Raw genomic sequence first — 14644 nt, 5'->3', positions numbered from 1 at the left:
GGTTCAGGGTTTCAAATTCGGGCATTCACCCACACTTTTCGTGTGGGGTGGTTCCAGATGGGTGGTTCTGCGGGCTTTTTTGCAGGTTGGTCTGAGGATTGCTTTAACCATGGCACGGACCGGCGGGGGCGATGCCCAGCCAGCCGGACGACACCCCTGGAAAGTACAAGGAGCATCCCCATGTTGAACTTCAAGAAGACCGCCATCTCCGCCGCCATCGCCATGACCTTTGGCATCGCCGCACCCGGCTGGGCCGATTCGGGCAACACCGGCGAAGGCGAGTTCGGGGACCAGAGCGCCATCCAGAACACGGACTCCGGCAACTACACCGATTCCGCCAACGACAGCTCGGATAACAGCATGTCCTGGGCGGACTCCCAGAACCCCAACAACAGCACCAATGATTCGGGTAACAACAGCTGGGCGGATTCCCAGAACCCCGACAACAGTACCAATGATTCGGGTAACAACAGCTGGGCGGATTCCCAGAACCCCGACAACAGCACCAATGATTCCGGGAACACCAGCCTGGCGGATTCCCAGAATGCGGACAACAGCAACAACTCGGACAACAGCACCGCCTGGACGGATTCGCTGAACACCGACAATACCAACAATGCGGACAACAGCACCAATGACTCCGGGAATACCAACCTGACGGATTCCCAGAATACGGACAACAGCAATAACTCAGATAACAGCACCAACGATTCGGGCAATACCACGTTCTCGGATGCCTACAAGACCGACAACACCAATAACTCCGATAACAGCACCAACGATTCGTTCAATGCGAATAACAGCACCAACGATTCGTTCAATGCGGATAACAGCACCAATGACTCCGGGAATACCAACCTGACGGATTCCCAGAACACGGATAACAGCAATAATTCCGATAACAGTACGAATGATTCGTTCAATGCGGACAACAGCACGAATGATTCGGGCAATACCACGTTCTCGGATGCCTACAAGACCGACAACACCAATAATTCCGATAACAGCACCAACGACTCCGGCAATACGAACATCGCCGATTCCTACAACGATAGCTCCGATAACAGCACCAACGATTCGTTCAATAACAGCAGTATCAATGACTCCTATAACACCATGGTGGTGAGCGAGAATGCCCTGAGCGGCACGGTGAGCAATACCTCGCTGATGGTGGAAGGGGAATCGTCCTACACCTCCTACAACATGGTGGGCGAGGAAGCCCTGAGCAATTCCGCGGGCATCACCCAGGTGTCCCAGAACAGCGGTGCCAACAGCCTCACGCAGCAGCAGGTGTCCGTGCAGGCCCATCTGGGTCTGGGCGCGGCTGAGTAAGCCCCGCCGATGGATGCCGGATGATTTCGGGGCGGCGGCGGATTGCGGTCCGCCGCCCCGGTCTCCGGTTCGGTTCCACATTCCCGTAGGAGAAGGGCGATGTTCGGATTCGGATCCTCATCCGCGGCGGTGCCCTGGCTGCTGCTGACCGCTGCGGCATGCCTGCCCGGCACCGTTCTGGGCGCAGAGACCATGGCCCTTCCCGGCGCGGTGGATACCGCGACGCTGGAGGACCAGCGCGCCATGTACAAGATCCCGGCGATGCAGCTGGGGCAGATTACATCCAATGCCCAGGTGGCGGAGACCCTCATGGAGGGATCTTTTACCAGCGGCGACAATATCCTGGAGCATGGGGCCCTGGAGAATGCCCAGGGCATGACCACGGTGATCCAGAACTCGGGTCATAACGTGGTGATCCAGGAATCCCTGATGCTGAACGTCCATGTGGCCCCCTGAACCCCCATTCCGCCGGTCCTTCCGGTTGCTGACGCTGGCCGCCCCGCTGGCGTTGCTGGCGACCCTGGCGGGGAATCCGGTGCAGGCATCGGGCCTGGTGCCGGTTCCCGGTATCCTGGGCAGCCATGCCGTGGCGGTGACCAGCCTGCGGGATATGCGTTTCAAGACCGTGATCCCGCAACAATATGATTTCAGTTGCGGTTCGGCGGCCCTGGCCACACTGCTGACCCATCACTACGAGCGCCCCACCACGGAGCGCGAGGCCTTCGATGTCATGTATGCCCGGGGTGACCAGGAACAGATCCGGGCCCAGGGGTTCTCCATGCTGGACATGAAGCGTTACCTGGCGGAGGTGGGACTGCGCTCGGACGGTTTTCGTCTGCCCCTGAAGAAGCTGGAGGAACTGGGGGTCCCGGCCATCGCCCTGGTGGAGATCGAGGGTTACCGCCACTTTGTGGTGATCAAGGGCATCCGTGAGGACGGCGTGCTGGTGGGGGACCCGGCCCTGGGGGTGAAGGCCTACAGCCGTGACGGATTCCACCGCATCTGGAGCAATGACATTCTCTTCCTGATCCGCGACCGCCTGCAGACGGCGCGCGCCCATTTCAACGATCCGGTGAGCTGGCAGGCCCTGGCCGCGCCACCCTATGGCACGGCGTTGGCACGGGAGGGACTGGGCACGTTCCTCCTCGCCCTGCCGCGCCCCTCCGACTGGTGAGCGAGGTGATCCCCATGGGCCGTAGGCACACAGGCAGGATGGACGGGGCCCTGGCCCGGGTCGTGATCCTGGCCCTGGGGCTCCTGGCCGGAGCATCGCCCGTTCCGGCGCCGGCCCAGGACCCCCTGCAGGGGCTGGCCTGGGCGGTGGTGCCGGAGGCCGAGCTGGCACAGCTCCGGGGTGGCCTGATCCGGGGGGACGGTTTCGAACTCACCCTGGGTATCCAGCGGCTCACCGCCATCAACGGCGAAGTGGTGGCCCGCACGGTACTCAGGGATCCGGCGGGGCAGGCCGTGGATGCCACCTCCCTCGCCGGGGTGCAGGTGCGCAGCACCCTGGAGGGCCTGCGCATCGCCTCCCTGGAGGATCTTCCCGGGGTCACCGTCGTCCAGAATGCCCTGGACCGTCAGATCATCACCAGTCACACCCTCATGGATGTGGGCCTGCGGGGGGTGGACCTGTCGGGGACGGACCTGGGCCGGCTCCTGGATGCGGAGATCATCCAGGGGCTGCGGGGGTATTAGTCCGTCCCCGCCGGTTGGGCCCTTCAGAACCGCATGGGCAGCCGCAGGGCGACCTGGGCATCGGGTGCGGCGGAGGTGGCGCCCACGGCCACCGAGAGATTCAGGCTGGTGTGAGGAGAGAGACGTTGCGACAGGCCCCAGATGAAGCTGCCCACCTGGATGCGCTCGAAGGCGGGATCGAGGGTCACGCCTTCCCGCTCGGTCTTGAAGACCATGCTGTGGTCATAGCCCAGGCTGATGGAGGTGCGGTTGTTCAGGGAGATGCCGGTCCCCAGGCTCAGGCCCAGGGCATCCCCGGGATCGATGCGCCCGTAGTCCTCCCCCTGGTCCCGTTCCACGTTCCACAGATAGCTGATGTTGCCGTAGATCACCGCCGGGTCGGTGGGGTAGATCATGGTCAGGCTGGGCTGGAAGGCCCAGAAACCGGAGCCGGTGGGTTGCTCCAGGAGGATATCCACGCCCGAGTCGGAGCCATCCGGATTTTTTGCCGGGACGCGATCCACGTCGAAGGGGGAGGTTCCGGTGGTGGACTTCACCCGCAGGTTGCCGATGAAGAACGGTTTTCCGGTGACCGCCCGGTTGAACTGCAGATGCAGTCCCAGTTCCACGTCCCCCAGGTCCTGGCCCGAGGAGTCGGCCACCTGAGGGGTGTCGCTGCCCTGCAGGACCTCGCGGCGGCGCAGGGATTCATCCCGCCACACGTAGGGCAGGCGCAGCCCCACCTCCAGACGCTCGGTCAGCCCATAGCGCAGGGCCAGGGAGGCGGTGAGGGTGTCCCGCTGCACCTCGCTGATGTCGATCAGCCCGATGGCGATGGCGGGCAGGATGGTGAACCCGTCGATGGCCACCGTGGTGGAGGAACTGTGCACGTACTGCAGGGCCGGTTCCACCACCCACGCCCCCGGCGGGGTGAGCAGACCGCGCTCCTCGAACACCGCCGCCACATCCGGCTGGGTGCGTTCCTCGGCGGGGCGTTCGCCCACCGGTTCCTGCGGGGCCTGTGCCCGGGCGGCGGGGACGGCCAGGAGCAGCAAAGGGATGGTCGTGGCGGTCAGATACTTGCTGAGATGAAACATGCACAGGTCCCTCGTGTTGGATGGTGGATGCCCCGGATGTTCAGAGGGCGGCTGAATGCGAGCTCATGGCCCTTCACTTTCGCCGCCGCGGGACCCGGGGAGGGGGATGCCGTAGCGGCGCGCCATGCGGTAGAGGGTGATGCGGGAGACCTCCAGGTGCCGCGCGGCGGCGGAGACGTTGCCCTGGTGCAGGGCCAGGGCCCGGGTGATGGCCTCCCGTTCCGCGTCGGCGCGCACCTCCTCCAGGGGACGGAGGCTGGCGGGGGTCTCCAGCACGGCCTCCAGTCCCAGGTCCCAGGGCTGAATATAGCGGCTCTCACACAGCACCATGGCCCGGCGTACCCGGTTGATGAGTTCGCGTACGTTCCCGGGCCAGCGGTGCAGGCGGATCGCCTCCAGGGCGGCGGCGCTGAAACCCTTGACCCGATGCCCCCGTTCCCGGCTGAAGGTCTGGTAGAAGTGCCGTGCCAGGAGCACGGCATCCGCATCCCGGTCCCGCAACGGTGGCAGATGAAAGCGCAGGACATCCAGCCGGTAGAAGAGGTCTTCGCGGAAGCGGCCCTCCCGCACGGCCGCCTCCAGGTCCACGTGGGTGGCCGCCACCACGCGCACGTCCACCTTCTCCTCCCGGTCGCTGCCGATGCGTTGCACGGTCTGGTTCTGCAGAAAGCGCAGCAGGGTGGACTGCACCTCCAGGGGCAGATCGCCGATCTCGTCCAGGAACAGGGTGCCGCCATCGGCCCGGCACACGTGCCCCTGGCGGGCCCGGTGGGCGCCGGTGAACGCCCCGCGCTCGTGGCCGAAGAGCTCGGACTGCACCAGGGCGGCGGGCACGGCGGCGCAGTTGATGGCCTCGAAGGGGCCACTGGCCCGGGGGGAGGCATCGTGCACGGCCCGGGCCGCCAGTTCCTTGCCGGTGCCGCTCTCGCCGGTGATCAGCACGGGGGCGTCCACCCGTCCCACCTTGGTGATGGTGCGCAGGACCTGGCGCATGGCGGGGCTCTCGCCCACCAGCAGGCCCCCGGCCTGTCCCGGCAGGGGGCCGGGTTCCCCGCAGGTGAGCAACCGGGCCATGCCCAGGGCGTGGCCCAGGATCACCCGCAGGCGGTTGGGGTCCACGGGCGTGGAGTGGAAGTCATAGCACCAGTGACCCAGGAGATCCCGTACCCGGGGTTCCCAGAGCAGCTCCGGATCCACCAGCGCCACCCACTCCACCTGGCAGTGCCGCCGCAGGAAGGCCTCCAGATGCGGCAGGTTGTCCAGGCCCTTGCGCGCCAGCAGGAAGATGCCCACCAGGATCCGCTGCTCCTCCAGGATCTGTTCCCCCCGGCGCAGGGAGTCGGCCCGCTGCCATTCCCATGGGCCTTGCGGACAGGGTGCCGTGTCCACGTCCATGGGGGCGAGCCAGAGCAGTCGCTGGGCGGAGCGGGAACCGGAATCCATCTGGGTATGGGCCTCCATGGACCTGTGCCGGTGGGGCGGGTGCGGTGTGCATCCCGGGACGGGGGCATGCGCTTTTGCCCGGGGAGGGGATGCCGCCGGCACAGGGGGCGGCACGAGGTTGTAAGCAGGAATGATGCCTAAATCGGGTTCATCTCCCGGATCAGTGGCTTGGATGAGGAAGGGGTAGCCCCCTCGACCCTTTCTGTAAACCGGGACGACAGATGCCATCCCGCTGCCCCGGACGTTGACCCAGGGTGTAAAATGAGGCCTATCGTTCAAACACCCTGGATCGCGCCATGCCCGAGTACAGATCCCGCACCACCACCCACGGACGCAACATGGCCGGGGCCCGCGCCCTGTGGCGCGCCACCGGCATGAAGGACGGGGACTTCGACAAACCCATCATCGCCATCGCCAACTCCTTCACCCAGTTCGTGCCCGGACACGTGCACCTGAAGGACCTGGGCCAGCTGGTGGCCCGGGAGATCGAGAAGGCCGGCGGCGTGGCCAAGGAATTCAACACCATCGCCGTGGACGACGGCATCGCCATGGGCCACGGCGGCATGCTCTACTCCCTGCCTTCCCGGGAGGTGATCGCCGACGCCGTGGAATACATGGTCAACGCCCATTGCGCCGATGCCCTGGTGTGCATCTCCAACTGCGACAAGATCACCCCCGGGATGCTCAATGCCGCCATGCGCCTGAACATCCCCGTGATCTTCGTCTCCGGCGGTCCCATGGAGGCGGGCAAGGTGCAGCGGGGGGAGCAGGTGATCCATCTGGACCTGGTGGACGCCATGGTGGCCGCCGCCACCCCCGGCGAGAGCGACGAGGACGTGATGAGTCTGGAACGCTCCGCCTGCCCCACCTGCGGCTCCTGTTCGGGCATGTTCACCGCCAATTCCATGAACTGCCTCACCGAGGCCCTGGGGCTCTCCCTGCCGGGCAACGGCTCCCTGCTGGCCACCCATGCCGCCCGCAAGGAGCTGTTCCTGGAGGCGGGCCGGCGCATCGTCGATCTGGCCAGGCGCTACTACGAGGGGGATGACGCCTCGGTACTGCCCCGGTCCATCGCCACCCGGGAGGCCTTCGAGAACGCCATGAGCCTGGACATCGCCATGGGCGGTTCCACCAACACCGTGCTGCACCTGCTGGCGGCGGCCCGGGAAGGGGAGGTGGCCTTCGACATGACCGACATCGACCGCCTCTCCCGGCGGGTGCCCAACATCTGCAAGGTGGCCCCGGCGACGCAGCAGTATCACATGGAGGACGTGCACCGTGCTGGCGGCGTGCTGGGGATCCTGGGGGAACTGGACCGGGGCGGGCTGTTGCACCGGGATGCCCATACCGTGCACGCCCCCACCCTGGGCGAGGCCCTGGATGCCTGGGACCTGATGCGGGACACCTGCACCGACGCGGCCCGCCAGCGCTACCTGGCGGCCCCCGGCGGCGTGCCGAGCCAGGAGGCCTTCTCCCAGTCCCAGACCTGGGACAGCCCGGACCTGGACCGCAGCGGTGGCTGCATCCGCGACATCGCCCATGCCTATTCCAGCGACGGCGGCCTGGCGGTGCTCCATGGCAACCTGGCCAGTGACGGCTGCATCGTCAAGACCGCCGGCGTGGACGAGAGCATCCTGGTGTTCTCCGGTCCGGCCCGGGTCTTCGAGAGCCAGGAATCCGCCGTGGAGGCGATCCTGGGGGACCGGGTGCAGGCGGGGGATGTGGTGATCATCCGCTACGAGGGTCCCAAGGGCGGCCCCGGCATGCAGGAGATGCTCTATCCCACCAGCTACCTGAAATCCAGGGGGCTGGGCAAGGCCTGCGCCCTGATCACCGACGGGCGCTTCTCCGGCGGCACCTCGGGGCTGTCCATCGGCCATGTCTCCCCCGAGGCGGCCGAGGGGGGCAACATCGCCCTGGTGGAGGAAGGGGATACCATCGAGATCGACATCCCCGGGCGCAGTATCCGCATCGCCGTGGACGAAGAGACCCTGTCCCGGCGCCGGGCCGCCATGGAGGCCCGGGGCGAGGACCGGGCCTGGAAGCCCGCAAACCGGCAGCGGGTGGTGAGCCGAGCCCTCCAGGCCTACGCCCTCCTGGCCAGTTCCGCCTCCCAGGGGGCCGTGCGTGACCTCTCCCAGGTGACCCCGAGGCGCTAGTCTTCCCGGGAGACCGCCCGGGGGTGGCCCTGCCCGGGCCCCCGGGCATCCCATCACCACGGGATCCTTGTCCTGCAGAGGATCCCGAGGCCCCCATTGCGAGGACGTTGGCCATCATGAAGAAGAAACTGCTCACCTTCCTCATCACCCTCCTGGTGCTGCTTCTGGTCTTCACCTGGCTGCGCTGGGGACCCGATTCCTGGGAGGTGCAGATCACCGGCACCACCGGTGATGGACGGGATATCCAGTATCGTATCGAAACGGTGTACGCCGGCACCTCCAGGACCCTCATCTTCCGCAACGAGGATGCCGGTTTCTTCCCTCCGTACTTCAAGTTCGACTCGGCGGATCTGCAGTCCGTTGCCCGGCGCGTCAAGGAACGCTGCCCGGAGGAGGCCGTGATCGTGCACGGCTACGGCTGGCGCATCCCGTTCATGAGCATGTTCCCCAATGCCACCGCCATCGAGGCCCCCGAGCGCTGCCTGCGGGCGGTGCCCCGGGATGAGGACGGGCTGGCGGAAGGGGCCTCCGGCGCCGGGGGCTGACCCCGGCGCTCAGCGCTCCAGGCGGTAGATCAGGTCCATGCTCTGGGCCTCCGAACTGGACTGGGTCTCCAGGCTCAGGTGGGGGGACAGGCTGTAGCGCAGCATGAGGGTGTTCACCCGGTCGAACAGGCCGACGCTGTAGCGCAGGAACAGCCGGGAGGAGAGCTGCTTGCCCATCATCAGGGCGGCCTCGTCCAGGCCCGTCTCCGTGTCCACGGTGAATTCGTCCAGGCCCAGTTCGCTGCCCAGGCGGTCGGTGATGAAGGCCCCGCGCTCGATGCCGTAGAGGGCGATGGCGGAGGCGATGGCATTGCCGTCCCCCTCGCCGGCCCCGGACAGGGGGCGGCCGGTGACCAGGAAGGCCAGGGCCTCGGTCTCCTCCATGGGCGGCTCGGAGAACACCCGGGAGCGGGGCTGTTCCAGGGTGCCACCCATCTCCAGGCCCACCGTCACCTCATGGGCAGGGATGCGGCGCACGGCCCGCAGGTCCAGCCCCGGGTTCTCCGGCGGGCCCTGGAACAGCAGCAGCCCCCGCTCCACGGTGAGGTCCTGGCCGTAGGCCTTGTAGCGGCCCTCGGGGATGCGGATCTGCCCCAGTAGCCGCGTGGGCAGCCCCGGGGATTGCTGCACCTTGAGCGTCCCCCCGAGGCGGGCATCCAGGCCGTAGCCGCGGATGCGCACATCCTCCCCCAGGGTGACCCCCAACCGGGCCACCACCACCAGCGGTTCCCCGGGTTCCTCCCCCGCCTCCTGCACGATGATCTCGTCCCCCGAGACGGCCACGGCCTGGGGGGGTAGCTCCACCAGTTCCACCCGGGCCCGGGGCACGGCCACGTCACCGGTGACAATGACGCGCCGGCCGATGGTGGTGACGTCCAGATCCGGGGAGATCACCACCTGCACATCCGGGCGGCGCAGGGCCAGGAAGTCCTCCCCCCGGACCTGCAGGCGCACCGGGGGCGGACCGTCCCCGCCCCGCTGCACCTCGCCTTCCAGAGTCAGGTTGCCTTCCCCGGAACGCATCCGTCCGGTGAGTTGCAGGCGCTCCCGGCCTTCGTTGTGCAGGTCCAGGTGGATCTCCTCCAGGGTGATGCCCGCCTCGGGCAGGGTGACCGTTCCCCCGGACAGGGCCAGGTGGCCGTCCAGCCGGGGGGCCTGCAGGCGGCCGCCGATATCCAGGTCCCCCTGTACACGTCCTTTCAGGTCCCGCATCTGGGGGATCAGGGGATCCAGCCAGGTGAGATCCTCCAGGGTCAGCTCCGCCCGGCCGTCCAGGGCCAGGTCCCCGTCCTCCCGGCCCAGGCCCTGCAGTTGGCCCCGGATGCGGCCCTGGCTGGCGATGTCCAATGCCAGGCTCGCTTCCAGGTCCCGCCCCTGCAACTGCAGATCGGCCCGGGCATTGCGGAAGGGGACTGTCTGCCGGGTACCTTCCTCATCCAGGATCCGCAGGTGGCCGGCCCCCGGGGTCAGGTGGGCCTCCAGGGTCCACGCTGGGGTCCGCTCCGGGTCCAGGCGCAGGCGGGCCCCGCCGTCCAGTTGTCCCTCCAGGCCCAGATTGGGGGGCAGCCAGGCCTCTAGCAGGTCCAGGGGCAGCTGCGTGAGCCGGGCCTCGGCCCGGGTGACGCCGGTCTCGTCGGACCAGTCCCCCTGCAGGCAGAGGCGGGCCCCGCCCTGTTGCAGGCAGAGGGGATCGGCGCCGGCGGCGTTGGCAGCGGCGTGCAGGGCCACGGGTTCCTGAAGGGCCCAGGGACCCCCCATGGGGGGGCGGATGTCCAGGGTGGTGAGGACGCCGCTCCAGCGGGGTGGGCCGGACAGCAGGCCGCCGGGCAGGCTCCCCTCCAGGGCCAGTTGCCCCCGGGTGTCGCGGCCTGCCAGGGCCAGGGTCAGATGGTGGTCGGCCGCGGTGCCCCGCCCCTCCAGGGTCAGTTCTTCCAGTACGGTGCCGGCGGTGGTGCGCAGATTCCCCAGGCGCAGGTCCAGCCCCAGGGGGGCATTCGCTGCGGCACCGGCCTGCAGGTCCAGATTGAGTTGAGTCAGGCCCAGGCCCCCCAGTTCCAGGCCTTCGCCCCGGGCCCGGGCGGTGAGCACCGGCGCCTCCGAGGGGCCCTGAACCTGGCCTTCGGCCTCGAGTCGGCCCAGGAGTCCGGGCCACAGGGTCTCCAGGGTCGGGGCCTGGAGGCGAAAATCCAGATCCAGGGTGTCCGCCAGGCGGCCCCGGGCCTCCAGGCGGTTGTCCCCCGCGGCCAGGTGCAGCCCGGGGATCTCCAGCCGGCGGCCGCTCACCCGGACCTCGCCATGGCCCTGGATGGGGCGGTCGCGCAGGGTGCCGGAGAGCTGCGCCAGGTTCACCCGGACCTCCAGGGGGGCATCGGGAGCCAGGCGGCCCCGGGTGTCGGCCCGCAGCTGCAGCCGGCCCGGCAGCTGGGGGGCGAGGACGGATGGGACCAGGTCCCGGCCATTCAGCTCCAGCATCCAGTCCAGGCCCCGGGCCCAGCCGACCCGCCCCGCCACCTGCAGTTGCCCGGCCTCCCCGGAGAGGCTCAGGGGGGCCAGTTGCAGGCCTTGGGTATCCCCCCGGGCGGAGAGGGCCAGGTCCTGGCGGGGCAGGGGGGCGGCGGTCAGGGTGGTGTGCAGGCCCAGGCGGTAGTCGCCGGGATCCCCCCGGGTCACCAGGGTGCCGCCATCCAGCTGCAGCCGACGATCCTCCGGCAGGGCCAGGGTCAGGGCCTCCCACCGATGGTTCAGATCCCAGACGGGGGCGGTGAGGGGATGACGGATGCGGCCTGCGGTGTGGGCCTGCAGGGGGGAACGCAGGTGGTGTTGCAGGGCCAGGTCGGTGAGATCCCCGTCCAGCACCAGGCGGCCCTGCGCCCGGTCCGCCGGCAGGGGCCGGGCGGCTGCCGGGGGCAGGGTCAGGGACCAGTCGGCGGCCAGGCCCAGGGCGTAGGGCCGCGCCAGGGTCACCCGTCCCAGGGCCTGGATGCGTCCCTGGGGGGCCTGCAGGTCCAGGTGGCGCAGCTGCAGGCGGCGGGCGTCCAGGTGCAGGCCCAGGGCGAGCCGGTCCACGACAATGGGATCGCCGTCTGCGGTGGGGTGGATGCGGCTGTCCTGGAGCACCCCCTGGCGCAGGTCTACGGTGACGGGCATGGGGATGGCGTCGGGCAGGGTGAAGGGGGCCCGGGCCGGGTCGGGGGCCTCCTCGCCGGGGGTGAGGATGACCTCCAGGCCCCGGGTTGCCAGGTGGTCCACCTGCACGGTCCGCTGCACCAGGGCGGTCAGGTCCAGATCCAGGTCCAGTTGCTCTGCCCGGGCCCGCAGGGCGGGATGGGTGTAGGTCAGGTCCCGCAGCTGCAGACCCCCGGCCAGACTGCCCTGGATCCCGCCGATCTGCAGTTCCCCGGGGAGGAAGCCTGCCCCCTGGTGCAGCAGCAGGCGGGCGCCGGGCTGGGTGGTCACCGCCAGCAGGAGCAGGGCGGCCAGCAGCAGCGGCACCAGGGCCAGGGTGATGGCCAGGGTCCGGGTGAGACGGCGCACCCGGCCCGTCACAGGTCCATCCCCATGCTCAGATGCAGGCGCACGAGATCGTCCCCGTCCAGGGGGTGGGCCAGGTCCACCCGCACGGGGCCGATGGGGGAGCGCCAGCGCAGGCCCACGCCGGCGCCGTAGCGGGGGCTGTAGTCCCCCAGACGGTTGAAGGTATTGCCGCCATCGATGAAGGCGGCCACGCCCCAGGGGCCCTTCACGGGATGGTCCACCTCCAGGCTGGCGGCGATGAGATGGCGTCCGCCGATGACCTCGCCGTCGGCATCCCGCGGGCCCAGGGCCTGGTAGGCGTAGCCCCGCACGCTGGCGTCCCCGCCGGCGAAGAAGCGCAGGGAGCTGGGCAGTTGTTCCAGGTGGTCCACGCTGGTGGCGCCCAGTTCGGCCCGCAGCAGCAGACGGCCCTGTCCCAGGGGACGGATGTACTTGGCGCTGCCGTGGGCCTGGAGGAAGCTGGTGGAGGAGAGGATGGGTTCGGCGGCCCCCCGCAGGGTGCCCCTCAGGTGCCAGCCCCGCCGCGGGAAGACGGGGTCGTCGGCCCGGGTGCGGCTCAGTTCCAGGCTGGGGATGAGCAGATGGCTGGTGTCCTCCTCGCCGGAGATGCGGTAGGTCTCCCGTTCGTAGCGCAGGGCGCGGGTCCGCATCCAGCCGGAGGGCATCTGCCGCACATGGGCGATGCCCAGGCCATAGAGGTCGCTGTCGCTGCTGTCGGTGTCCTCGGTCTGCCAGCCGGCGCTGAGCTGGATGCGTTCCCGGGCGGGGTCCCCCCGGGGGATCTCGTAGTCCAGGTTGGCACTGGAACGTACCGGGGAGAGTTCCAGCCGGGCATCGTAGCGGTGGCCCGCGCGGTTGGCGCGGTGGTTCTCCACCCCCAGGCGCAGGCGCGGTCCGGTGTCGGTGCTGGCACCGATCCCCGCCAGGTAGGACCAGCGGTTGCGCGGGGTCAGGCGCACATGGATGGGGACCGACCGGTCGCCGGCGGCGCCGGGTTGCGGCTCCACCCGCACCTGGCTGAAGTAGCCGCTGTCGATGAAGGCCTGCTGCATGCGGATCAGCGGCTCCGTGGCGTAGGGTTCCCCCTCCGCAAAGGGCACGAAGCGCCGCAGCAGGGGCTCGTGGAAGGCGTCCTGTTCCAGGGTGACCGCACCCAGGCGGTAGCGGGGGCCGCTGTCCATGTGGACGAGGACCTGGGCGCTCCGGGCCTTGGGGTCCACCCGCAGCTCTGTGCGCGTGAAGCGGTTGTCGAAATAGCCCCGGGCGGAGGCCAGGCGGCCCAGTTCGGATTTCAGCCGGGCGTAGTCGTCATGGCGCAGGACCTGGCCCTCGCGGATGGGGGGGGCCTCCAGCAGGGCGCTGAAGGCCGGGTCCTCCGCCGCCTCTCCCTGCAGACGGATCTCCACGCGCTGTACCCGCACCGCCGCACCGGGCGCCACGTGTGCCTCCAGTTGCCAGCAGTCCCCGGTGCGCCGCAGGTCCAGGTCGACGCTGGGGGTATAGAAGCCCAGGGCCCTCAGGGCGCGGCGGATGTCCGCCTCGGCATCCTCCAGCAACGGAGCCTCCTGCCAGGCGGGCAGGTTGCAGTCCGCCCGCTCCAGGTTCAGGTGGGCGCGGATGTTCTCCGCCGGGGCCCCTTCCACGCCACGGATCTCCAGGGTGGGCCGTGTCTGGGCCGTCAGGGGCGGGGCCAGGAGCAGGCAGAGTCCGAGCAGGCCCATGGCCTGGCCCCATGTCCGCCGCCGGCCGGGACCGCCCGCGGCGGGGGGGAGGATGGCGCGGGCGGTTCTCATGGCGGGGTGACGGTTCCTCTGGCCGGTGCCGGGGGATGGCGGCGGTGGCGGATGCGGGGCGTGGCCAGGATATTCTAATGAATCGCCGCAGCCGACGGGAGGCCGCGGGTATGGACCCGCGGCCGATTTCGCACGGCGTTTGTCCCGGGGCATCCCTTGCGCCCGCGAGGGGAGGAGGATCAGCTGTGGTGAAAGCGCTGGGGCGTGCGACGCCGGTGATTGAGGATCACCACCACCCCTTCACGCTTGCCCTCGGGCAGGGACTGGACGATGGCGCGGCCCAGGGGGCGGGGCAGTTGTTCGAACAGGCGCGCCACGGTATAGGTGGGCAGTCCACCGGCCAGGCGCACCGCATCCGCCTGGGGGATGTGCTGCAGGATCCGGATCTGGGAGTCCTCCGCCAGGCGCAGAAAGCGGGTGCGCGCCGTGTGGTACTGCCCCTGGCGCACCGCCCGGTCCACGGTCTGCAGCGCGGGATCCTGGCGTTCGTCGATCCAATGGATGCCCTGGGCCTCGATGCCCTGGAAGCCGGTGTGTGGGTTGTGCATCGTTTCAGTCATGTCGTTGATTCCTCCTCCCCGCCCGGGGATGAACATTTCGGATACCGGTGGTGCGGCAGGGCCGCCGGCACGGCGGGCGTGAAGACCGTGGGAAGGGGGGCACGACAGGAAGATGACGAAGGGCCTGCCGCCTCGGGGCGGGGCCCTTGAACCCCCTGGCGGGGGCCGGTCATGGGGTCTGCCGTGTGATCCGGGGGTGTGGCGCGTGCTGCGCGGAGCCCTGGGGCGGTCCCATGACCGTTCCGGGAGGCTCCTAGCGGCGCACGTCCCGCACCGCCCGCGTGCACCCCTTCCGGGGCATCACGTGCGCGCGTGCTGAACTACAGCCGTCCATACGAAGGTTGATCCTCTGTGGCCTCGGAAGTGTCCCCGCGCGCCCGGCCCCGGGGGCCTGGGGCGACTGCGGGAACGGGCGCAAAGATACCCCTTCACGGGGCATTTTTAAAGCCCGTGGGAGGTCCTTTTCGGGGCATCGCCCGCAGGGCGCTTCCGGAGCCGGGAAGG

General features: G+C 69.0%; 11 protein-coding genes. 6 read left to right on the top strand and 5 right to left on the bottom strand.

Going from position 1 to position 14644, the window contains the following annotated elements; translation table 11 throughout:
* Positions 1-180: 180 nt before the first annotated feature.
* From CKO33_RS06700 to CKO33_RS06685, 4 genes are all read left to right on the top strand, one after another.
* Complete coding sequence (locus CKO33_RS06700) at positions 181-1332, top strand: hypothetical protein (RefSeq protein WP_242472514.1); 1152 nt, start codon at positions 181-183, stop codon at positions 1330-1332.
* Positions 1333-1431: 99 nt separating this feature from the next.
* A complete protein-coding gene (locus CKO33_RS06695) occupies positions 1432-1788 on the top strand; it encodes a hypothetical protein (protein WP_200180621.1) in 357 nt (118 codons plus the stop codon).
* A complete protein-coding gene (locus tag CKO33_RS06690; protein ID WP_200180618.1) occupies positions 1775-2506 on the top strand; it encodes a C39 family peptidase in 732 nt (243 codons plus the stop codon). Before CKO33_RS06695 ends, CKO33_RS06690 begins: the two co-directional genes overlap by 14 nt.
* Positions 2507-2520: 14 nt before the next feature.
* On the top strand, positions 2521-3030 hold the full coding sequence (locus CKO33_RS06685) for a hypothetical protein (protein WP_200180615.1): 510 nt from the start codon (positions 2521-2523) through the stop codon (positions 3028-3030).
* A gap of 23 nt (positions 3031-3053) precedes the next feature.
* Here CKO33_RS06685 and CKO33_RS06680 read toward each other — a convergent pair whose 3' ends face one another.
* Together CKO33_RS06680 and CKO33_RS06675 are read right to left on the bottom strand one after the other, a co-directional pair.
* Positions 3054-4106 carry a transporter gene (locus CKO33_RS06680; RefSeq protein WP_242472512.1) on the bottom strand — a complete coding sequence of 351 codons (1053 nt, stop codon included), beginning with the start codon at positions 4104-4106 and terminating at the stop codon, positions 3054-3056.
* A 63-nt stretch (positions 4107-4169) separates the two neighbouring features.
* Positions 4170-5567: a sigma-54 dependent transcriptional regulator gene (locus CKO33_RS06675; protein ID WP_200180613.1), complete on the bottom strand. Its 1398-nt coding sequence runs from the start codon at positions 5565-5567 to the stop codon at positions 4170-4172.
* 278 nt (positions 5568-5845) lie between these two features.
* Here CKO33_RS06675 and ilvD point away from each other — a divergent pair, with 278 nt between their 5' ends.
* Positions 5846-7708, top strand: coding sequence for a dihydroxy-acid dehydratase (gene ilvD / locus CKO33_RS06670; RefSeq protein WP_200180611.1), 1863 nt, complete (start codon positions 5846-5848; stop codon positions 7706-7708).
* 116 nt (positions 7709-7824) lie between these two features.
* Positions 7825-8253 (top strand): DUF1523 family protein, encoded by a 429-nt coding sequence (locus CKO33_RS06665; RefSeq protein WP_200180609.1) that lies wholly within the window; start codon positions 7825-7827, stop codon positions 8251-8253.
* Positions 8254-8262: 9 nt separating this feature from the next.
* Here the strand turns inward: CKO33_RS06665 and CKO33_RS13925 are convergent, their stop codons facing one another.
* From CKO33_RS13925 to CKO33_RS06650, 3 genes are all read right to left on the bottom strand, one after another.
* The gene (locus CKO33_RS13925; protein WP_200180607.1) at positions 8263-11799 is read right to left on the bottom strand and encodes a translocation/assembly module TamB domain-containing protein; all 3537 of its coding nucleotides are present in this window, start codon (positions 11797-11799) and stop codon (positions 8263-8265) included.
* Complete coding sequence (locus CKO33_RS06655; protein ID WP_242472511.1) at positions 11796-13580, bottom strand: autotransporter assembly complex protein TamA; 1785 nt, start codon at positions 13578-13580, stop codon at positions 11796-11798. Before CKO33_RS06655 ends, CKO33_RS13925 begins: the two co-directional genes overlap by 4 nt.
* Before the next feature lie 179 nt (positions 13581-13759).
* Positions 13760-14140 carry a magnesium and cobalt transport protein CorA gene (locus tag CKO33_RS06650; protein ID WP_242472510.1) on the bottom strand — a complete coding sequence of 127 codons (381 nt, stop codon included), beginning with the start codon at positions 14138-14140 and terminating at the stop codon, positions 13760-13762.
* Between the last annotated feature and the right edge of the window lie 504 nt (positions 14141-14644).

Origin of the sequence: Ectothiorhodospira mobilis (assembly GCF_016584115.1) — a bacterium.
GTDB lineage: Bacteria > Pseudomonadota > Gammaproteobacteria > Ectothiorhodospirales > Ectothiorhodospiraceae > Ectothiorhodospira > Ectothiorhodospira mobilis.
Note: the sequence above shows the minus strand (reverse complement) of the source record. Positions and strands in the feature narration are given on the sequence as shown.

Bases quoted from the DNA above. Each gene is read 5' to 3' on its own strand.
- CKO33_RS06680 (WP_242472512.1), bottom strand. From the start codon at position 4,106: ATGTTTCATCTCAGCAAGTATCTGACCGCCACGACCATCCCTTTGCTG.
- CKO33_RS06655 (WP_242472511.1), bottom strand. From the start codon at position 13,580: ATGAGAACCGCCCGCGCCATCCTCCCCCCCGCCGCGGGCGGTCCCGGC.
- CKO33_RS06700 (WP_242472514.1), top strand. From the start codon at position 181: ATGTTGAACTTCAAGAAGACCGCCATCTCCGCCGCCATCGCCATGACC.
- CKO33_RS06685 (WP_200180615.1), top strand. From the start codon at position 2,521: ATGGGCCGTAGGCACACAGGCAGGATGGACGGGGCCCTGGCCCGGGTC.
- CKO33_RS06650 (WP_242472510.1), bottom strand. From the start codon at position 14,140: ATGACTGAAACGATGCACAACCCACACACCGGCTTCCAGGGCATCGAG.
- CKO33_RS06690 (WP_200180618.1), top strand. From the start codon at position 1,775: ATGTGGCCCCCTGAACCCCCATTCCGCCGGTCCTTCCGGTTGCTGACG.
- CKO33_RS06695 (WP_200180621.1), top strand. From the start codon at position 1,432: ATGTTCGGATTCGGATCCTCATCCGCGGCGGTGCCCTGGCTGCTGCTG.
- ilvD (WP_200180611.1), top strand. From the start codon at position 5,846: ATGCCCGAGTACAGATCCCGCACCACCACCCACGGACGCAACATGGCC.
- CKO33_RS06665 (WP_200180609.1), top strand. From the start codon at position 7,825: ATGAAGAAGAAACTGCTCACCTTCCTCATCACCCTCCTGGTGCTGCTT.
- CKO33_RS06675 (WP_200180613.1), bottom strand. From the start codon at position 5,567: ATGGAGGCCCATACCCAGATGGATTCCGGTTCCCGCTCCGCCCAGCGA.